General features: G+C 73.6%; 14 protein-coding genes. 6 read left to right on the top strand and 8 right to left on the bottom strand.

The genetic code is table 11. The annotated features are described in order from the left end of the window. Positions 1 to 19 precede the first annotated feature (19 nt). Together ACYVOM_RS16700 and ACYVOM_RS16705 are read right to left on the bottom strand one after the other, a co-directional pair. Entirely contained in the window at positions 20 to 226 is a 207-nt protein-coding gene (locus tag ACYVOM_RS16700; RefSeq protein ID WP_460304286.1) for a hypothetical protein, read from the bottom strand. A gap of 19 nt (positions 227 to 245) precedes the next feature. After that, positions 246 to 1,124 (bottom strand): alpha/beta fold hydrolase, encoded by an 879-nt coding sequence (locus tag ACYVOM_RS16705; RefSeq protein ID WP_460304287.1) that lies wholly within the window; start codon positions 1,122 to 1,124, stop codon positions 246 to 248. Positions 1,125 to 1,235: 111 nt separating this feature from the next. On the opposite strand from ACYVOM_RS16705, the gene ACYVOM_RS16710 reads away from it, so the two are divergent. Then, positions 1,236 to 3,185 (top strand): AfsR/SARP family transcriptional regulator, encoded by a 1,950-nt coding sequence (locus ACYVOM_RS16710; RefSeq protein WP_460304288.1) that lies wholly within the window; start codon positions 1,236 to 1,238, stop codon positions 3,183 to 3,185. A 110-nt stretch (positions 3,186 to 3,295) separates the two neighbouring features. Here ACYVOM_RS16710 and ACYVOM_RS16715 read toward each other — a convergent pair whose 3' ends face one another. From ACYVOM_RS16715 to ACYVOM_RS16730, 4 genes are read right to left on the bottom strand one after another with little or no spacing between them, the layout of a single operon-like run. Then, positions 3,296 to 3,964 (bottom strand): hypothetical protein, encoded by a 669-nt coding sequence (locus tag ACYVOM_RS16715; RefSeq protein WP_460304289.1) that lies wholly within the window; start codon positions 3,962 to 3,964, stop codon positions 3,296 to 3,298. Then, complete coding sequence (locus tag ACYVOM_RS16720; RefSeq protein WP_460304290.1) at positions 3,961 to 7,350, bottom strand: indolepyruvate ferredoxin oxidoreductase family protein; 3,390 nt, start codon at positions 7,348 to 7,350, stop codon at positions 3,961 to 3,963. Before ACYVOM_RS16720 ends, ACYVOM_RS16715 begins: the two co-directional genes overlap by 4 nt. After that, entirely contained in the window at positions 7,347 to 8,594 is a 1,248-nt protein-coding gene (locus ACYVOM_RS16725; RefSeq protein ID WP_460304291.1) for an amidohydrolase family protein, read from the bottom strand. The genes ACYVOM_RS16720 and ACYVOM_RS16725 overlap by 4 nt, the downstream gene beginning before the upstream one ends. Before the next feature lie 5 nt (positions 8,595 to 8,599). Then, positions 8,600 to 9,844, bottom strand: a complete 1,245-nt coding sequence (locus tag ACYVOM_RS16730) for a cytochrome P450 (protein WP_460304292.1) — start codon at positions 9,842 to 9,844, stop codon at positions 8,600 to 8,602. Between the two features lie 165 nt (positions 9,845 to 10,009). On the opposite strand from ACYVOM_RS16730, the gene ACYVOM_RS16735 reads away from it, so the two are divergent. Then, the gene (locus ACYVOM_RS16735) at positions 10,010 to 11,497 is read left to right on the top strand and encodes an aldehyde dehydrogenase family protein (RefSeq protein WP_460304293.1); all 1,488 of its coding nucleotides are present in this window, start codon (positions 10,010 to 10,012) and stop codon (positions 11,495 to 11,497) included. A gap of 40 nt (positions 11,498 to 11,537) precedes the next feature. Here the strand turns inward: ACYVOM_RS16735 and ACYVOM_RS16740 are convergent, their stop codons facing one another. Beyond that, positions 11,538 to 12,698 (bottom strand): aromatic ring-hydroxylating oxygenase subunit alpha, encoded by a 1,161-nt coding sequence (locus ACYVOM_RS16740; RefSeq protein WP_460304294.1) that lies wholly within the window; start codon positions 12,696 to 12,698, stop codon positions 11,538 to 11,540. Between the two features lie 96 nt (positions 12,699 to 12,794). Between ACYVOM_RS16740 and ACYVOM_RS16745 the strand changes: the two genes are divergently transcribed. The 4 genes from ACYVOM_RS16745 to ACYVOM_RS16760 all read left to right on the top strand — a co-directional run bounded on the left by ACYVOM_RS16745 (position 12,795) and on the right by ACYVOM_RS16760 (position 17,071). Next, positions 12,795 to 13,973, top strand: coding sequence for an amidohydrolase family protein (locus tag ACYVOM_RS16745; protein ID WP_460304295.1), 1,179 nt, complete (start codon positions 12,795 to 12,797; stop codon positions 13,971 to 13,973). 184 nt (positions 13,974 to 14,157) lie between these two features. Next, positions 14,158 to 15,432 carry a methyltransferase, FxLD system gene (gene fxlM / locus ACYVOM_RS16750; protein WP_460304296.1) on the top strand — a complete coding sequence of 425 codons (1,275 nt, stop codon included), beginning with the start codon at positions 14,158 to 14,160 and terminating at the stop codon, positions 15,430 to 15,432. Positions 15,433 to 15,482: 50 nt separating this feature from the next. Continuing rightward, positions 15,483 to 16,073 carry an NUDIX hydrolase gene (locus tag ACYVOM_RS16755; RefSeq protein ID WP_460304297.1) on the top strand — a complete coding sequence of 197 codons (591 nt, stop codon included), beginning with the start codon at positions 15,483 to 15,485 and terminating at the stop codon, positions 16,071 to 16,073. 2 nt (positions 16,074 to 16,075) lie between these two features. Continuing rightward, positions 16,076 to 17,071, top strand: a complete 996-nt coding sequence (locus ACYVOM_RS16760) for a zinc-dependent alcohol dehydrogenase family protein (RefSeq protein ID WP_460304298.1) — start codon at positions 16,076 to 16,078, stop codon at positions 17,069 to 17,071. 56 nt (positions 17,072 to 17,127) lie between these two features. Here ACYVOM_RS16760 and ACYVOM_RS16765 read toward each other — a convergent pair whose 3' ends face one another. After that, positions 17,128 to 19,293 (bottom strand): galactose oxidase-like domain-containing protein, encoded by a 2,166-nt coding sequence (locus ACYVOM_RS16765; RefSeq protein WP_460304299.1) that lies wholly within the window; start codon positions 19,291 to 19,293, stop codon positions 17,128 to 17,130. Positions 19,294 to 19,296: the final 3 nt, after the last annotated feature.

Raw genomic sequence — 19,296 nt, forward strand, 5'->3', positions numbered from 1 at the left:
CCGGGGGAGCCGCGCCCGCTCACAGCGTCATGCCGAAGACGAGCCTCGGCTCTCCCTGCCCGAAGTGGTGCTTCCCTTCGCTGATCAGGAAGCCGAGCGACGCCACGTTGTCAGGACGCGTCGTCCCGCGTACGCGGGCGCACCCCCTCCGCCAGAGGCGTATGGCAGCCTCGGCCACGAAGCCGTCGCGGGCGACGCGACGGACCCGGCCCTCCCCGACGTTCACCGCGACGACCCGGCAGGGATCAGCGCGCGAGGAGTTCGCGGAGGTGGCGGACGACCTCGGCGGGGGCCTCCTCGGCCATGAAGTGGCCCGCGGTGGTGGTGCGGTGGGCGAGGTCGTCGGCCCAGGCCCGCCAGAGGGCGGCGGCGTCGTAGCCGAGGGTCGCGCCCCAGTCCTGCTGGACGACCGTGGTGGGCATGCGCAGCCGCTCGCCCCGGGCCAGGGCCGCGGTGTCGTCGGCGACGTCGACGCTTGCGGAGGCGCGGTAGTCGGCGACGATCGACGGGACCGCGTCCCGGCAGGCGGCGAGGTAGGCCGCCCGGACGTCGGCGGGGATCGCGGCCGGGTCCTTCACCCACTGGTCGAGGAAGTGACCGAAGAAGGCGTCGGGGGCCGCGCCGATCATCTGCTCGGGGAGACCGGGCGGCTGGGCCATGAGGTACAGGTGCCAGCCGACCGAGGCCGAGACGCCCCGCATGACGTCCCACATGTCCAGGGTCGGGACCACGTCCAGACAGGCGAGGTGGCTGATCGCCCCGGGGTGGTCCAGGCCGGCCCGGAACGCGACGAGGGCGCCGCGATCGTGCCCGGCCAGCGCGAACCGCTCGTGGCCGAGCGCGCGGGCCAGCGCGACGACGTCCGCGGCCATCGTCCGCTTGGAGTAGGTGTCCCGGCTCGTCTCGGCGGGCTTGTCGCTCGCCCCGTAGCCCCGCAGGTCCGGGCAGATCACGGTGAAGTCGGCGGCGAGATCGGCCGCGACGTGCCGCCACATGAGGTGGGTCTGCGGAAAGCCGTGCAGCAGCACGACCGCCGGGCCGCGACCGCCGACCGCGGCGGTCAGCGCGACCCCGTCGGCGACGGGGACGCGGTGGTAGGTGAAGTCCTGAATGACCGGTGACATGGTCCTTCTCTCCCGATGAGGCTCGTTGACGACCTGATGCCGCAAGCCTCGCCCGCGCCGATCAGCATCGGATCAGCGCTAGCGTGGAAGCCAGGGGAACAGGGGGACGGGTTGGGCGTGGTGCTGGGAGTGCTCGGTCCGGTGCAGGCCCGGGACGCGGCGGGCGGGATGATCGCGCTCAAGGGGCCGCGGTACCGGGAGGTGCTGGCCCGGCTCATCGCCGCGCGGGGGCGCGTGGTGCCGGTGGATCTCCTGGCGGCCGATCTCTGGGAGGACCCGCCCGCAGGGGCGGTCGGCGCGATCAGGACGTTCGTGGGGGCGCTGCGCCGGGCCCTGGAGCCCGACCGGCCGCCCCGGACCCCGCCCGGCCTGATCGTCACCGTGGGGCCCGGATACGCGCTGCGGGCCGAGGCCGGCGCCGTCGACGCGTGGCGGTTCGCCCGGGCCGTCGAGGCCGTGGAGCCGCCTGCGCGCCTTCTCCCGGTGCTGGACGCCGCACTGGAGCTGTGGCGGGGACCCGCCTACGCGGAGTTCCCCGAGGCGCCGTGGGCGCTGCCCGAGCGGACCCGGCTGACGGAGCTGCGGCTGCGCGCGGTAGAGCGCCGAGCCGAGGCGCTGCTGGATCTCGGCCGCGCCGCCGAGGCCGTCCCCGATCTCGACGCCCATGCGCACGCTCACCCGTGGCGGGAGGAGGCGTGGCGGCTGCTCGCGCTCGCGCTCTACCGGGCTGGACGCCAGGCCGACGCGCTGTCGGTGCTGCGCGGAGCCCGCGCCGCGCTCGCCGAGAGCCTCGGGCTCGATCCCGGGCCCGGGCTGCGCGCGCTCGAAACCGAGATCCTCCGCCAGGACGTCCGGGCGGCCCGCCCCGACGCGGCGGCCAGGGTGTGGGCGAGCGCGACGGCCGCCGCCGACCGCGTCGCGCCCGACGCGCGGCTGCGGCTTGAGGCGACCGTCGGTCTGATGCGCGGGCTCGCGGTGACCGGGGGAGGCGGCCTCCTGGCGGCGCGCGAGCACCGGGCCGCGGCGATCGAGGCGGCCGAGGAGCTGGGCGACGCCGATCTCACCGCGCGGGTCATCGGCGCCTACGACGTCCCGGCGAACTGGACCCGCGGCGACGACCCCGCGCAGGACGCGCGGTTGGTGGCGGCGGCCGAGCGGACCCTGGACCGCCTTCCGGCAGGGGCGCCGCCGGGCGTCCGCGCGCGGCTCCTCGCGACGGTCGCGCTGGAGTCGCGCGGCGGGGCCGCGCCACGGGCCCGCCGCGCGGCCGAGGAGGCCGAGCGGATCGCCCGGGACCTCGACGACCCCGCCCTGCTGGCGTTCGCGCTGAACGGCGTCTACATGCAGACGTTCGCGCGCACCGGCCTGTCCGGGGAGCGGGACGCCATCGGGGCCGAGATCGTCGCGCTGTCCGAGCAGCACGCGATGCCCACCTACGAGGTGCTCGGCCATCTGATCCGGCTCCAGTCTGCGTGCTCCGTCGCCGACTTCGCGCGCGCCGACGCCCACGCCGCGCGCCTCGACCTCCTGGCCGACCGCCATGACCGGCCGCTCACCGCCGTCTTCACCGGCTGGTACCGCGCGCTGCGCCTCGCCGAAGACGAAGCGGCGCCCTTCGCCGCCAAGGAGGACGCCTACCGCGCCAACGCGTCAGTCCTGGGCTCGGCGGGCATGCCCGGCCTCACCGAGGGCCTGCTCCCCCTGGCCCTCCTGAGCCTGGACCTGCGGCACGGCCGCCCGCCCCGCGAGCAGGCCCCCGACGCCTACGGCCCCTACACCCCGTGGACCCGTCCGCTCGTCCTGCTGGCTGCCGGTCAGAACGCGGACGCCGCCGAAGCCGTCCGCACGGCCCCCGAGCCCCCGCACGACCTCCTCGCCGAAGCCCTCTGGACCCTGGTGTCCCGCGCCGCCATCGCCGTCGGCGACCGCGACGCACTGCACCGGGCGCACACGGCCCTCCTGCCCGCCTCGGCCGAGCTGGCGGGCGCCGCGAGCGGCCTCCTCTCCCTCGGCCCGATCTCGGAAGTCCTCAAGGACACCGAGACCGCCCTGCGGCGCTGACGGCGCCGCCCCCCTCGCGGGGAACCGCTGTCCGTCCGACGACGCAGGGTCCAGAACGCTGCGGCGCCGATCGAGGACGGGTCCGGACGAGCCGGGGTCTGGAGCGGGTGTCAGGGCGGGGGGACCAGGGTTTCTCTGGCGGGGAGGAGGACGGAGGTGGCGAAGAGGTCGGGGGCGGGCGGTGGGGCGGTGGCGAACCAGGCGATGCGGGCGGACAGTGCCTCGGGGGTGGTGAAGTAGACCTCGGTGAGGGCGTCGTAGGGGGCGTCTTCGGCCGGGTGGGTCTGGACGTAGGCGAGGCCTCGGGCTTCGGGAGGGATGGGGACCCCGGAGCGAAGGGTGCCCGCGTGGGCCTTCCAGCGGGCCGAGAACGCGGCGCGGGTGAGGCCGGCGGCGCGGGTCGCGAGGGCCAGGTGCTTGAGCCGGGGGGCCGGGTCCGTCCAGCGTTCCGTGAGCCAGTCTTCGCCGCGCAGGACCGTCGCCTGCCCGAGGAAGGGCCTCTCCGGCCCGGCGAGGATCTCCAGGTCGCGGCGCGCGGCCCGCGCGGCCTGCCAGGCGGTGTGCAGCGCGGCGTGGGCGGGGTCGGTGAACCAGACGACCTCGACGCCGTCGGGGGCGGAGGCGGCGGCCTCGGGCAGGACGGTGTTCGCGGCGAGCCGCAGGGGGCGGATTCCGGCGGGGGCCTCGAACGCGGCGGCGAGCGCGTCCGGCCAGGCGGCGGCGAACTCCGCCCGGGTGGCGCCCGGGGCGCGGGTCGCGCAGCGGATCCGCCGGATCACGCCTCGGCCTTCGCCCGCCAGGCGGCGGCGGCCGCTTCCTTCAGCGCGGCGTAGCCCTTGATGTCCTGGGCGGAGGCCGCGGCCTCGACCCGGTCGGCGTAGGACAGGTCGGAGGTGAGGAGGGCGTCCACGAAGTCGGCGTATTCGGTGATCAGGGCGCGCTCCAGGCGGCGGTCCGGGTCGAGGCCGAAGGGGTCGAAGGGCGTGCCGCGCAAGCGGCGCAGGCGGCGCAGGACGTGGAAGCCGAGCTCGTAGGGGCGGCCCATCGGGAGTTTGCGCCGGAGGCCGAGACGGCGCAGGACGGGAGGGTGGAGGTGGAACACGAGCTTGTAGGGGCCCTCGATGCCGAGGTCGGCGGCGAGCGCGTCGTGGTCGGCCTTCAGGTGCAGACGGGCCACCTCGTACTCGTCCTTGTAGGTGAGCAGCCGGAACCAGGACTCCGCGACGGCGCGGGTGAGCGCCCAGTCCCGCTCCGGGCCGTCGGCCTGCGCCGCGCGGGCGACGAGGGCGAGGTAGCGACGGGCCCTCCCGGCGTCCTGGTAGTCGACGGCCTGGGCCGCCCGCCTCAGCAGCGGGCCTTCCAGCTCCGCTGGCGTGCCGGACTCTTCGAGCAGGACCCGGGCCGTCGCCTGCGCCTTGGCCGACGGGTCGGTGAGCCCGCCGCGCGGCGCGCCCGCCGCCAGGGCCGCCTCGACGGCCGCCGGATCGTGGACGGCCCAGCGGCCCCAGGCGAAGGCCGCGAGGCTCGCCTCGCCGGCCCGCCCCGCGCCGAGCGCGGCTTCGAGCGCGGTGAGCGGGACGGGCAGGCCGCCGCGCTGGAAGGCCGCGCCGAGCAGGACGATGTTGGCGGGAAGGTGGTCGGCGAAGACCCTTTCGGCGATCCGCCTGGCCGCCACGAGCACCGTCCGGTCCGCGCCCGTCCGCGCGGTGAGCGCGTCGCATAGGTCGGCGGCGGCGGGGGCGTCGCCGCGCTGGAGCATCGCCGCGGTGGGGGTCAGGGAGGGGTCGGCGACGGCGAGGGTCCGGCCGGGCGCGGTCTTGGCGAGGTGGGCGGGCGATGCCGCCTGGAGGATGTCCCCGGACAGGTACAGGTCGGCGCCGCCCTCGCTGACGGCCGCCGCGGCGAGCGCGCGCCGGTCCGTCGCCAGGTGCAGATGGGAGACGACGGCGCCCGCCTTCTGGGAGAGCCCCGTCTGGTCCATTCCGCCGACGGCCATGCCCGCGCTCTCGGCGGCGCGGGCCAGCGCCCGGACCGCGGTGATCACCCCGGTTCCGCCGATCCCGGTGAAGTAGACGCCGAACCTTCCGTCGATCGGGGCGGGCTCGGGCGTCGGGAGGCCGCCGGAGGGCAGGACGGGGCGGGCGTCCTTGCGCGCGCGCCGCCGCCCGCGCCGCACGGGCCGGAGAGTGACGAACGAGGGGCAGTCGCCGTCCAGGCAGGTGTAGTCGCGGTTGCAGGACGAATCGTGGATCTGCCGTTTCGTGCCGAACTCGGTCTCGACGGGCAGCACGGACAGGCAGTTGCTCTTCGCGGAGCAGTCGCCGCAGCCTTCGCACACCGCCTCGTTGATGGCGACGCGGCGCGGCGGCGTCGGCAGCAGCCCGCGCTTGCGCAGCCGGCGCGCCTCGGCGGCGCAGCGCTGGTCGTAGACGATCACGGTGACGCCGGGCTCGCGGCGCAGCCGCTCCTGGGTCGCGGCGAGCGCGTCCCGGTGCAGCACCTCGACGCCGCGCGCCCACCGAGCCCGCCGCCCGTACCGGCCGGGCTCCTCCGCGCACACCACGATCTTCCCGACGCCTTCGGCCTCCAGCGCGCGGGTGAGCGCGGGCACGTCCAGCAGCCCGGTCACGTCCTGGCCGCCGGTCATCGCCACCGCCGCGTTGTAGAGGATCTTGAAGGTGACGGGTGCGTCCGCGGCGACGGCGGCCCGGATCGCGAGGGTCCCTGAGTGGCTGAGGGTGCCGTCGCCGAGGTTCTGGATGAGGTGCGGTTCGGCGACGAAGGGGGCGAGCCCTATCCACGGCACGCCTTCGGCGCCCATGGGCGTCGGCGGTAGCCGCCGCAGGGACTCCTGCCGGGCCTCGAAGTAGAGGATGCCGTGGCAGCCCACGCCGCCTCCGGCGAGCGCCCCTTCGGGCACGACGGTCGAGCGGTTGTGCGGGCAGCCGCTGCAGTAGCCGGGCGCCCGGGCCGCGATCTGGAGCAGGGGCAGCGCCGGCCTTCGCGCGGGCTCGCGCGCCGCGTCCGGCAGCAGCCGCACGAGGACCGCCGCGACGGACCCCGCGTCCAGCTCCCCTGCGACGGGCACGAGCGGCACGCCCGAGGCATCCCTTTTGCCCCGCACGGGCACGGTGAGCCCTGCCTCATGCAGGATCGCCCGCACCTGGGTCTCCACGAACTGCCGCTTCTCCTCGACGACGGCCACTTCCGCGACGGACCCCGCGAACTCCAGCACGGTCTCGGCGACGAGCGGGAACACCATCCCGAGCTTGAGGATCCGCAGCCCGAGCCGCTCCGGCGTCGTGCCGAGGTCGCCGCACGCCTGGAGCACGTCGAAGTAGGTCTTCCCCGAGCAGATCACCCCGAGGCGGGCGCCGGGCGCCGCGCCGGTGACGCGGTCGAGCCCGTTGTGCCGGGCGTAGGCCCGCGCCGCGCTCAGCCGGTGCTCGGCGATCAGCGCCTCCTGGCCGGGCACCGCGTGCGGCCCGATCGTCCGCTGCGGCACGTGCCGCCACGGTGCTCCGTCGACGACGATGTCCTCGGGATCACGCGGCGTGTGCCTTCCGGGCTCGGGGTCGACGGTGCCGACCCCGTCCGCCACCGCGGTGACGACGCGCAGCCCGACCCACGCGCCCGCGTACCGCGACATCCGGAACGCGTGGACGCCGAGGTCGAGGACGTCCTGCTGGTCGCCGGGCACGAGGACGGGCACGCATGCGTCCTGGAACGCCCACTGGCTGTCGCAGGCGAGGGTGGAGGACTTCGCGGCGGGGTCGTCGCCGCAGAACAGGACCGCTCCCCCGTGCGGGCCCGCGCCCATCGCGTTGGCGTGTTTGAGGGAGTCGCCGCTGCGGTCCAGGCCCGGCCCCTTGCCGTACCAGACGCCCGCGACGCCGTCGACTCCGTCGTAAGGGACCGCCGCGCCCATCTGGCTGCCCCAGACGATCGCGGCGGCGAGTTCCTCGTTGAGGCCGGGACGGTGCGTGATCCGGTTCTCGGCGAGGGCGGGGCCGAGGCCGTCGAGGGCGAGGTCGAACGTGCCGAGCGGCGAGCCCGGGTAGCCGGAGACCATGGTCGCGGTCTTGAGTCCGTCGCGCTCGTCCAGGAGGCGGCGCAGGACGAGCAGGCGCACGAGGGCGTCGACCCCCGAGAGCACCGCCGTCACGGATACAGCCCGGGGTTGAGCCAGGCGAAGGCCCCGTCTTTCAGCACGGCCCTGCGCCGCGCCGGGTCGAGCAGCACGCCGACGTCGGTGGTCGGGTCGCCGTCGACGACGAGGAGGTCGGCCAGGAACCCTTCGCGGACCTGCCCGAGGGGGAGGCCGGAGACCGCGCCCATGGTGCGGGTCGCGGTGTGGATCGCCTCGGCCGGCGTCATCCCGGCGAACTCCACGTACCGCTGCAACTCGGCCGCGTAGGTGCCGTGCCGGGTCCACTGGTGGCCGAAGTCCCCGCCGGAGAGGATCGCGACGCCCGCCTCCCGCAGCCGGTGCAGGCCCTCGACCTGGGAGGCGAACTCCCGGTGGTAGCCGGACGCCTCGATCTTCTCCGGCGGCATCCCGTAGGGTTCGGCGTGCCCGTTGACCATCGCGTACAGGTAGTGCAGACCGGGACAGACCCACACGTCGCCGCGCCGCGCTTCGAGCGCCTTGACCGCGGCGTCGTCGAGGAAGCAGGCGTGGTGGACGATCCGGACGCCCGTCCGCGCCGCCATCGCGACGCTCGCCGAGCCGCGCGCGTGGACGGTGAGGAACGCCCCGTGCCTGTCGGCCTCCGCCACGGCGGCCTCCAGCATCGCGTCGTCCATGTAGACGTCCTCGGAGGGGAACTCGGGCACCACCCCGTCGCCGGAGATGAAGAGCTTGAGCGCGCGCACGCCCTGGTCGCACTGCCGGGCGACGATCTCGCGCAGGCCCGCGGCGTCGGCGGCGACCTGCATCATCTCGCCGTCGCCGCCGAGCCCGTCGAGCGCGGCGATCATCGGCCCGCTCGGCACGATCCGCGGGCCCGGGACGAGGCCGCGCCGGATCGCGTCGTCGATGAGGAGGTCGTCGCGCGGCTGGGTGGTGCCCGCGCCGATGACGAACGTGTAGCCGCTCTCCAGGAAGGTGCGGACGACGGCGGCGACGTCCAGCATGTGCTCGCCGGGCGGGGCCTTCGCGATCGCCGCGTGGTCGAACACGAAGTCCAGCGGCCAGCTCAGGTGGACGTGCGCGTCGCCGAGGCCGGGCAGGACCGTCGCGCCGCGCAGGTCGACGACCCGGGCCGCACCGGGATCGAGGAGGATCCCCGGCGCGACCCGGGAGACGCGGTCGCCCTCGATGAGGACGTCGGCGGCGAAGGGACGCTCGTCGGGGCCGCCGGTGCAGGCGAGGACCCGGGCGTTGGTGAGGAGGATGCGCTCGGCCATGGCGGTCAGGAGGCCGGACTGAGGCGGGGACCGGGGGTGAAGGTGATGGGCAGCGTGTCCGGAGAGCGGGTGAGGCCGCGGTGGTACTTCACCTTCGTGCCTTCCTCGTGGCGTAGGTCGTGCAGCCGTTCCAGCACCCTTTCCAGGGCGACCTTCAGGTTCATCCGGGCGAGGTTCGACCCGGCGCAGCGGTGCGGGCCCGCACCGAAGCTGAGGTGGCGGTTGCGCTCGCGGGCGGGGTCGAAGGAGTCGGCGTCGGGGAACTCGCCGGAGTCGCGGTTCGCCGACGCCCAGTGGATGAGCACCCTGTCGCCCGCCTTCACCGGGCAGCCTCCGAGGTCGGCGTCGCGCATCGCGGTGCGGCCGACCGCGACGAACGACGGGTCGAGGCGCAGCAGCTCCAGCGACGCCACCGGGATCAGCTCGGGCCGCTCGCGCAGCAGCGCGGGGATCGACGGGTCGGCGCAGAACCTGTCGACCATCAGCCCGAGCGCGCCGGCGGTGGTCTCCAGCCCGCCCAGGATGAGGAGCTGGACGGTGCCGATGACCTCCTCCTCGGTGATCGGCCTGCCGTCGACCTCGGCGTGCACGACCGCGTCGACGACGTCGCCGAGCGGCGGCGCGGCCTTGCGGGCCCGGGTGAAGTCGCGGATCCAGGCGTAGAGGCCCTGCCAGCACTCGCGCGCCTCGGGGTCGTCCGGTGTGGACGACTTCGACGCCATATAGGCGACCTTCTCCAGGTCGGCTTCGGGGGCGTTGATGGCGAGCTGGAAGAAGGAGAGGCTGGGGAAGGGCCGCGCGAACTCGTTCATGAACTCGCACCGGCCCGACTCGACGAAGGAGTCGATGAGGCGGTCGGCCAGCGCGCGGGTGGCCGCCTCCCAGGGCGCGACGGCCGCGGGGGTGAAGAAGGGGTTGATGAGCCGCTTGAAGATCCGCTGCTCGGGCGGGTCGGCCTGGACGGGCAGGTTCCGCACCACGAGCGGGGCGCGGGGGATGCCGAGCCCGTGCGCGGAGCTGTACACCTCCCAGTCCTGCGCGACGGCCAGGGCCTCCTCGTATCCGCTGACGACCCAGAACCCTCCGTGCTCCTCGCTGCGCGCGACCGGGTGCAGCGCCCGCATCCGGGCCATCGTCGCGGGCATGGTGGCGGCGAGTTCCGGGGAGAGATGGTCGAAGTGCCGCGAGCACCACTCGTCGGACATCGCGGTGGCGTGCGCGGCGGTGGGAGGCGGGGTGAGCTTCTCCATTCTCGCAACATAACAGGGTGAGCGATCACTTTCTAGGGACTGCCCAAGCCATGACGCTGACCTCTGGTGTGAGACTCGGAGAGACGGTATCTAGTAAGTGAGCATTCTTTTATCTTCGCTCCCGATACCACCCCACCGGCCCGTTCTCCCCGCTAAGGAGCCCCCATGCCGGCACCCGCACCCGCCGATCTCGTCGGCGGCCCGCCCAAGAAGCTGCTCATCGGCGGCCGCTGGGAGGAGGCCGCCTCCGGCCGCACCTTCCCCAGCGTCAACCCGTCCAACGGCGCGGTGATCGCCGCGCTCGCCGAGGCCGACGCGGCGGACGCCGACCGCGCCGTCGCCGCCGCCCGCGCCGCGCTGGACGGGCCGTGGGGCCGGGCCAAGCCGCGCGACAGGCAGGCGCTGCTGCTGCGGATCGCCGACCTCGTCGACGCCCACTACGACGAGCTGCGGCTGCTGGAGTCCCTCGACATGGGCTCCCCCATCGGCAGGCCGCGCTCGGGCCGCAGTCCCGCGTGGGAGGCGGAGGTGCTGCGCTACTTCGCGGGCTGGGCGACGAAGCTGCACGGCGAGACCATCCCGAACTCGCTGCCCGGCCACGTGTTCAGCTACACGCTGCGCGAGCCCGTCGGGGTCGTCGCGGCGATCGTGCCGTGGAACCGGCCGGTGAGCAACGCGATCTGGAAGCTCGCCCCGGCGCTCGCCACCGGCTGCGCGGTGATCCTCAAGCCCGCCGAGGAGGCGTGCCTGGCGGCCGTCAGGATCGGCGAACTGCTGGCCGAGGCGGGCGTGCCCGACGGGGTCGTGGGCGTCCTCACCGGATTCGGCGAGACCGTCGGGGCCGCGCTCGTCGCCCATCCCGGCGTCGACAAGGTCGCGTTCACCGGGTCCACGGCGGTCGGGCAGGAGATCGTCCGGGCGTCGGCGGGCAACCTCAAACGGCTGTCGCTGGAGCTCGGAGGCAAGTCCCCCGACATCGTCTTCGCCGACGCCGACCTGGACAAGGCGGTCCCGGGCGCTGCGTGGGGCGTCTTCTCCAACTCGGGCCAGATCTGCTGCGCCGGCACCCGCGTCTACGTCGAGCGGCCCGTCTACGACGAGTTCGTGGCGGGCATGTCGGAGTTCGCCGCGCGGCTGAAGGTCGGCGACAGCCTCGACCCCGCGACGAAGATCGGCCCGCTGGTCTCCGCCGAGCAGCTCAAGCGCGTCACCGGCTACCTCGACCTCGGCCGCGAGGAGGGCGCCAGGACCGCCTCCGGCGGCGCCCGCCTGGAGGACGGCGCCCTGGCCGACGGGTACTTCGTCGCGCCGACGGTCTTCGCCGACGTCCGCGACGACATGCGGATCGCCCGCGAGGAGATCTTCGGCCCCGTCGCGGCGGTCCTGCCCTTCGACACGATCGAGGAGGCCACCGCGCGCGCGAACGACTCCTCCTACGGCCTGTCGGGGGGCGTCTGGACCCGCGACGTCGGCAAGGCCCACCGGATGGCCCGCGACCTGCGCACCGGCACCGTCTGGGTCAACACCATGCTCCTGTTCGACCCCGCCGTGCCGTTCGGCGGCCAGAAGATGAGCGGCTACGGCCGCGAGATGGGCGCGCACGCCCTGGAGGAGTACCTCGACACCAAGTCCGTCTGGATCGACACCGCCTGACGCCGACGGCGCCCGCGCCGAAGCCCGCCGCGAGCGGGCTTCAGCGCGGTTCCCGGGCCTCCCGCAGTGCCTCTTCGAAGCCCTGGTGGAGGTGCTGGGGGGCGGGTTCGTTGCGGCCGAAGACAACGGTGCCGAGCAGGCCGGTCCGCACGCCCGGCTCGGTGCGGCCCGCGACCCAGAAGTCCTCGCCGTCGACGACGGTCTCGCAGATCCACGGGGCCATCTCGGCGGCCTTCGCCAGCTCTGCCTCGGGCAGGTCGGGCCGGAAGTAGGAGGTGTGGACGACCTCGGAGGTCGCCTCGTCGACGGGAAGGATCTGCCACAGCTCGGCGTGGCGGGCGTCGAGGGTGAGGCTGGTGTTGGGGAACAGGGCGTACTGGTAGCTGAAGTGCTGCCCGACGTCTCCCCACCACTCCTCGGGGACGTCCTTGAGCGCGTCGATCGAGCGCAGCGCCGAGCAGTTGCGCAGGTGGCGGCCGAACGCGTCGAAGGTGAGGACGCCGCCGTAGGCGTAGGTCGCGAGGGTGTTCTTGTGCAGATAGTCGAAGTGGTAGTTCTCGCGGAAGGTGTCGAGGGTGACCTTCCAGTTGGCCCGCACCTTGTGCACGTGGGGTTCGCCGTGCGGGAGCCACGTCGCGAAGTCGAGCATCGCCAGTTCGTCGGCGAGGCCGGGGCCGAGGAACGCCTCCACCTCCGGGAGCGGGCCCGGCGTGAGCCGGCCGATGACGAGCCCGTGCCCTTCGGCCACGGGCAGCTCGACGAGGCCCTTGTCCTCCTTGCACAGGCCGTCGAAGGCCGCCGCGGAGGGCATCCTGAGGAGGTCGCCCTTGAGGTTGTAGGTCCAGGCGTGGAACGGGCAGGTGAACCTGACCGCCTCCCCCGCCCCGTCGGCGACCCGGACGCCCCGATGCCGGCACGCGTTCAGCAAGGCGTGCACGCGCCCGTCGGCGTCCCTCGTCAGCAGGATCGGGGTGCCGAGGAGGTCGACGGTCCGGAAGCAGCCCGGTTCGGGCAGGGCGCCGGACAGGCACAGCACGAGGGGCTGGTCGCGGAAGAGGACCGCGACCTCCTCGGCGTGCCGTTCCGGCGCGTAGATGTCGGCGGGGAGTTCCACCACCGCGTCGGCGAGGTCGGTGGTGCGCTGCGCGATGTGGTCCAGCAGGCGGCGGACGAGACCGCGCTCCAGGGCTTCCCTATCCACACCTCCGACGCTAACAAGTAATCACTCACTCTACAAGGCCGCGCACTTTGTGAGTGAACGCTTGCTTCTCTAGCAGGAGAAGCTTATTTTCGTCTCATGCCGAAGACTGAAACGCCCCCTTCCAGGGACTACGTGGTAGACGCGGACTCGCACTGGTGTGAGCGCCCCGACCTGTTCACCAGCATCGCCCCGCCCGCATACCGCGACCGGGTCCCCCGGGTGGAGGACGTCGACGGCCGGCTCATGTGGGTCTTCGACGGTGTTCCGTCCGGCAACTTCAGCGCCGGCGGCGTCGTCGCCCGCGACGGCTCCAAGGAGGAGTCGGAGATCGCGCTGCACGAGTGGACCATCGACCAGATCCACGAGGGCGCCTACGACCCGAAGGTCCGCCTCGGCGTCATGGACGACCAGGGCATCGACGCCCAGGTCATCTTCCCCAGCACGATCGGCCTCGGCGGCCAGGGCCTGGCCGGGACCACCGACGAGAAGCTGCGCCGCCTCACTATCGAGCTGTACAACGACCGGCAGGCGCAGATCCAGGCCGAGTCGAGCAACCGGCTGCTCCCCCTGCCGCTCATGCCCGCCTGGGACGTCGCCGCCTGCGTGCACGAGGCCAAGCGGGTCGCCGCGCTCGGCGCGCGCGGCGTCAACATGACCTCGGACCCGAACGACCTCGGCGCGCCCGACCTCGCCGACCGCGCCTGGGACCCGTTCTGGGAGGCGTGCGCCGAAGCGCAACTCCCGGTGCACTTCCACATCGGGGCGAGTGTCACGAACATGACGTTCTACGGCAAGTACCCCTGGCCGTCGCACCCGCCGAGCACCCGTCTGGCCATCGGCGGCACCCTGCTGTTCATCGGCAACGCCCGCGTCGTCGCCAACGTGCTCGTCTCCGGCATCTTCGACCGCCACCCCGACCTCAAGATGGTGTCGGTGGAGAGCGGCTGCGGCTGGATCCCCTTCATCCTCGAAGCGCTCGACTACGAGATGACCGAGAACGCGCCGAGCGACCTCGCCAAGCTGGGCCGTCTGCCGTCGGAGTACTTCAGGACGAACATGTACGCCACCTACTGGTTCGAGAGCAGCCAGGCGAAGCTGCCCGCGCTCGTGGAGTCCGTCGGCGAGGACAGCATCCTGTTCGAGACCGACTTCCCGCACCCGACGTGCCTGTACCCCAACCCGGTCGAGCGGGCCACCGAGACCATGAAGTCGCTGTCCGACACCGTCCGGCGCAAGATCCTCGGCGAGAACGCCCGCGGCCTGTACCGGTTGTGAACCCGCCCGCCTGAGCCCGCGAGGCGCGCCCCGGCGCGCCTTCGCGGCGGCGCCGCACCCGTGCGACTTGGGGGCGGTGCGCGCGAGCGTCTTCGCCGACCGTGTGCCCCGGTGGGGCACCCGGAAACCGGCCGATCCGGCGAGTCCAGTGTCACACGTCGTGTCGTTAGGTAACGTCACCGTAGTGGGCATCAGCACAGACTCCGGAAGTCCGGCGGCCATGCGCGGCACCCTCGTCGACGCGCTGCGCAGGCACGGGATGGTCCGAAGCGAGCCGGTGGAGCGGGCGCTTCGCGCGGTACCGAGGCATCTCTTCGTGCCGGGCGTCCCCCTCGCGCGCGCCTACGGCCACGAGGCCGTCGTGACCTACCGGGACGAATCCGGCGCGGCGCTCAGTTCGCTGTCCGAGCCCGGCCTGGTCGCCGCGATGCTGGAGCAGCTCGACGTGCAACCCGGGCACCGCGTCCTGGAGATCGGGACGGGCACCGGGTACAACGCGGCCCTCCTCCGGCACCTCGTCGCGCCCGGCGGGCACGTCACGTCCGTCGACATCCTGCCCGGCGCCGTCGCGGTGGCGCGCCGGGGCCTCGCCCGCGCCGGCTACCCCGACGGACCGGGCACCCGGCTGGAGACCGTCGTCGCCGACGGGCTCCGCGGGCATCCCGCAGGCGCGCCGTACGACCGCGTCATCGTCACCGGCGGCGCCTGGGACCTGCCTCCGGCGTGGGCCGAGCAGCTCGCGCCCGACGGCCTCCTCGTCGTCCCGCTCCGGCTGCGCGGCGTCACCCGGTCGGTCGCGTTCACCCGCCGCGAAGGGGTGTGGACCGGGACGGGGCCGGTGCTCAGCTGTGGTTTCGTCCCGCTGCGCGGCGAAGGCGAGGTCGCCGAGCACCAGGTCGCCCTCGGCGAGCCGCCGGTCCTGCGGCTCCGCGCCGACGAGGACCGCGCCCTCGACCCGCAAGCGCTCCAGCGTGCCCTGGACCGGTCCGAGACCCTCGTCTGGACGGGGGTCCGGCCGCCCGGCGGCGAGAACCACCTCGACTTCGGGCTCGCCGCGCTGCCCGCGTGCTGCCGCGTCATGCCCGACCTCGACGCGGTCCGCTCCGGCACGCTCACCGCGGCCCTCTACCCGTGGGGCAGCATGGGCGCGGCCACCGGCGACACCTTCGCCTACCTCACCCGGCGCGGCATCGGCGAGACCGCCGAGATCGGCGTCAGCGCCCGCGGCCCGGCCGCCGCCGAGCTCGCCGGCACGCTGGCCGGCGTCGTCGCCGCCTGGGACCGCACCCGCCACCACGTCCTGCGGATCGACGCCCACCCCGTGGACGCCGCCCCGTCCGACGCGACCTGGACCATGCCGAAGCGGCACACCGCCGTGGCCGTCCACCTCGACCCGCCCGCGCCGACGCCGCTCCCGCCGGCCCGCGCCCTCATCCCGCCGGCCCGCGACGCGCGGTGACCCCGCGCCGCCCGCACCGGCCCGACTCCCGCCGACAGGAGGCGAGCAGCATGACCCCCGACACCGACCCCCGCGAGAACATCAGGGCCCTCATCCGGGCCATCCCGCCCGGCGACGACACCGAGGCCGCCGACATCGCCCGGACCCTGGCCTGGATCGACTCCGGCGCTCCCCTCTTCCGCACGGCCTGGCCCGCGACGCCGCCCAAGCACCTGGTCGTGTACTCGGCCCTCCTCGACGAGTCCGCGGGCACGCTCCTGCTGGTCGACCACGTCAGGTCGGGCCTGTGGCTTCCGCCCGGCGGGCACGTCGACGACGACGAGGACCCGCGCCTCGCCGTGCTGCGGGAGCTGCGCGAGGAGCTGGGCCTGCGCCCGCGCTTCCACCCCGCCGCGGGCGCCGCGCCGTTCTTCCTCGCCATCAACGAACGGGTCCCGCCGCACGCGCACACCGACGTCTGCCTGTGGTTCCTGTTCGTCGGCGACGAGCGGGCCCCGGTCGTCCCCGACCCGTCCGAGATCTGCACGACCCACTGGTTCCCCGTCGCCGACGCCGCCGGATGGGCCACGGACTCCGACCCGGCGGTCGAGCGGTTCCTCGCCAAGGTCGCGGCCGTCGGCGCCGCCTCGACGGGACGGTGACGATGCGGGCGTGGAGCGTGCGGAGCCCGGGGCCGATGGCCTCCGGGCCGCTGGCCTGGATCGAGCGGGACGTCCCCGAGCCCGGACCTGGCGAACTGCTCCTGCGGGTGCGGGCGTGCGGGGTCTGCCGGACCGACCTGCACGTCGCGGAAGGGGATCTGCCCGTGCACCTGGCCGGCGTGACGCCGGGACACGAGATCGTCGGGGACGTCGTCCGGGCCGGGCCCGGCGCGCACCACGCGATCGGCGCGAGGGTGGGAGCCGCCTGGCTGCGCTCGACCTGCGGGAGGTGCGCGTACTGCCGGCGCGGCGCGGAGAACCTGTGCCCGAAGTCGCGCTACACCGGGTGGGACGCGCACGGCGGCTACGCCGAGTACGCGCTGGCCGAGGACGCCTACGTGTACGCGCTTCCGCACGGGCTCGGCGACGTCGAGGCGGCCCCTCTGCTGTGCGCGGGGATCATCGGCTACCGGGCGCTGAAGCTCGCGGCGCTGCCTCCCGGCGGACGGCTCGGGATCTGGGGGTTCGGCGGCTCGGCCCATCTCGCCGCCCAGATCGCCCTCGCCCAAGGCGCCCGCGTGCACGTCTTCACCCGCGCCGAGGCCGCCCGGCGGCTGGCCATGGACCTGGGCACCGACTCGGCGGCCGGCTCCTTCGACCCCTCCCCCGAACCGCTGGACTCCGCGATCATCTTCGCGCCCGCGGGCGACCTCGTCCCCTCCGCGCTGGAGCGCCTCGACCGCGGCGGCACCCTGGCCATCGCGGGCATCCACCTCAGCGACATCCCGGCGCTCGACTACCAGCGCCACCTCTTCCAGGAACGCCGCGTCACCTCGGTCACCTCCAACACCCGCGCCGACGGCGAGGAGTTCCTCCGCTTGGCCGGCCGCCTCCCCCTCCGCGTCGAGACGACCGCCTACCCCCTCGCCGAGGCCGACCGGGCCCTCGGCGACCTCGCCGCCGACCGCGTCAACGGCGCGGCGGTCCTCACCGTGTGACGCGAAGAGGCCGCCTCCGGAAATCGGGGGCGGCCTCTTCGACGTGCGGGCGGCGGTCAGCCGATGTGCACCCACTTCGCGACGGAGGGGACGCCGTTGGCGTCGGTCGCGAACAGCATGTAGTAGCCGGGCGGGGCCACGTTCGGGTTGTTGGTCAGCTTGAACTTCACGGAGTTCCCCGTGACCGTCAGCTTCTGCGGGGCGACCGCGCGCTGGTTCGGGTCGGAGGAGTGCGTGACGGCGATCGGACGGATCAGCCACGCCGACGCGATCTGGCGGCTGGTCTTGAAGGTGTGCGTCGAGCCGTAGGCCCAGTTCTTGGAGTCCAGACCGGAGATCTTAGGCCGCGGCCCCTTGAAGAGGTACGGCGGGGAGTAGACCGACAGCCGCGTCTCGTAGAACGAGTTGGCCGGGTTGGAGCCCGCGGTCAGGACCCTGCCGTCCGGCAGGAGCACCGCGGTGGCATGGTAGGTCCGGCCGACCGGGTCGGGGGCCATGGCCGTCCACTCGTTCGGCTTCTTCGGGTCGAACACGGCGGCCTCGTACACGTAGCCCGCCCGGTCGCCCACCGAGCCTCCCGTCTCGAAGACCGTGCCGTCCGGCAGCAGGACCGCCGAGACGTACGCCTTCGCTGCGTTGAGATCGGGTCCCGGCTTGTACGCCGGCGTCGCCTTGTTCAGGTCGACGATGTCGGTGTGCGCGTGGGCCTCGCTGGGCTTCTCGTCGAAGTCCATGCCGCCCATGATCATCACCTTCTGGCGCTGCGCGGGCGGCAGCAGCACCGAGGCCGCCTGGTCACGGGCGAATTTCTCCGTCAGCCCGCCCACCGGCCGGAAGTCGTCGGTCTTCGTGTGGTCGAGGACTCCCGGGCCGAGGAAGGCGTTGTCGTTCTGCCCGTAGTTGCTCTGGTCGGACTTGCCGACGGGGTGGCCGAAGACGCTGCTGCCGGTATAGAAGAGCCTGCCGTTCTGCATCAGGATCAGCGACGGGTAGGTCGCCCAGTTGATGCCGGTCTGCGGGACCTTGTTCTTCGGCTGCCAGGCGCCGCCGTAAGGCGACTTCTTGCTGTACTTGAACAGCTCGGCGACCCGGGAGACCACCTGGTTCTGCTCGGCGTTGTAGTTCTTGGCGTAGCCGCCGACCGAGTACACGTCGCCGTTGCCGAGGACCGTCGCCGACGGGTACCAGTGCCCGTCGCTCATCGCGGTCTTGACCTGCGTGTACTTGTTGGTCGCCGGGTCGAAGACATAGGACTTGTCATCGCCCTGCCAGCCGAGGTAAGCGCCGCCGTTGTCGGCGTACTTCAGGGTGCCGCCGAGGACCAGGACGCGGCCGTCGGAGAGCTGGACATGCCCGGCGCAGAACATGTCGTTCGGGGTGTCGATCTTGGTGTACTTCCCGTTCTTCGGGTTGTAGACCATGCTCTTGAAGTACCCGGCCTGGAAGAGCTCCTTGTTGTTGCCGGAGCCCGCGATGAGCAGGACCTTGCCGTTCTTCAGCAGGACGGTGTGCATGGCGCGCACACCCTTCTTCTCCCGCACGTCCGCGCCGTCGCCGTAGTCGGCGTTCACCTCCTCGGGCAGAGCGTCGCCGAAGTCCCGGACCTTCCACTCGCCTTCGGCGCAGCCCACCTCGTCGGTGCACGTGGCCGACGCGCCGGCCGCGGCGGTGAGCACGTAGTCGTCCGTCGTGATGGCGCCCTTGCCCGAGATCGCCACGCCGAACCGCACCGCCCGGGTGCCCGCCGGGACCGGAGCCGTCTTGACGGACCGCTTGTGCCAGGCCGCGTTCTTGCCCCCCGCGCCGTACTCCGCCCACTTCGTCCAGGCGCCGTCGGCCTTCTGGCGGTAGAACTGGACCGAGATCTTCGCCGTCGTCGCCTTCAGGTAGAACGACAGCGACAGGCGCTGGCCCGGCTTCACCTTCCTGATCGCGCACGCCTTGGTCTGCACCAGCGCACGCGCGCCCGTGACGCGCATCGTCTGCTTGATCTGCACCGCGCGCTTGGAGACGCGGCCGGCGACGACCTTCGCCGAGCCCTCGTTGCGCCCGGTGGCCTCGACGGCCCAGCACTTGGGCAGCTTGCCCGCCGGCGTCTCCAGCTTGGGGTTGGGCACCAGGTTGGGAGCGGCGTGAGCGGGCACGGACCCCTGGACCACGGCGGTCGTCAGGAGCGCCGAGCCGACCAGGATCGAGCGGATCCTCGGCCTGCGGAACCTCATGGG

This window comes from Actinocorallia aurea, from assembly GCF_054783995.1.

Bases quoted from the DNA above. Each gene is read 5' to 3' on its own strand.
- ACYVOM_RS16735 (WP_460304293.1), top strand. From the start codon at position 10,010: ATGCCGGCACCCGCACCCGCCGATCTCGTCGGCGGCCCGCCCAAGAAG.
- ACYVOM_RS16745 (WP_460304295.1), top strand. From the start codon at position 12,795: ATGCCGAAGACTGAAACGCCCCCTTCCAGGGACTACGTGGTAGACGCG.
- ACYVOM_RS16725 (WP_460304291.1), bottom strand. From the start codon at position 8,594: ATGGCCGAGCGCATCCTCCTCACCAACGCCCGGGTCCTCGCCTGCACC.
- ACYVOM_RS16755 (WP_460304297.1), top strand. From the start codon at position 15,483: ATGACCCCCGACACCGACCCCCGCGAGAACATCAGGGCCCTCATCCGG.
- ACYVOM_RS16765 (WP_460304299.1), bottom strand. From the start codon at position 19,293: ATGAGGTTCCGCAGGCCGAGGATCCGCTCGATCCTGGTCGGCTCGGCG.
- ACYVOM_RS16705 (WP_460304287.1), bottom strand. From the start codon at position 1,124: ATGTCACCGGTCATTCAGGACTTCACCTACCACCGCGTCCCCGTCGCC.
- ACYVOM_RS16760 (WP_460304298.1), top strand. From the start codon at position 16,076: ATGCGGGCGTGGAGCGTGCGGAGCCCGGGGCCGATGGCCTCCGGGCCG.
- ACYVOM_RS16730 (WP_460304292.1), bottom strand. From the start codon at position 9,844: ATGGAGAAGCTCACCCCGCCTCCCACCGCCGCGCACGCCACCGCGATG.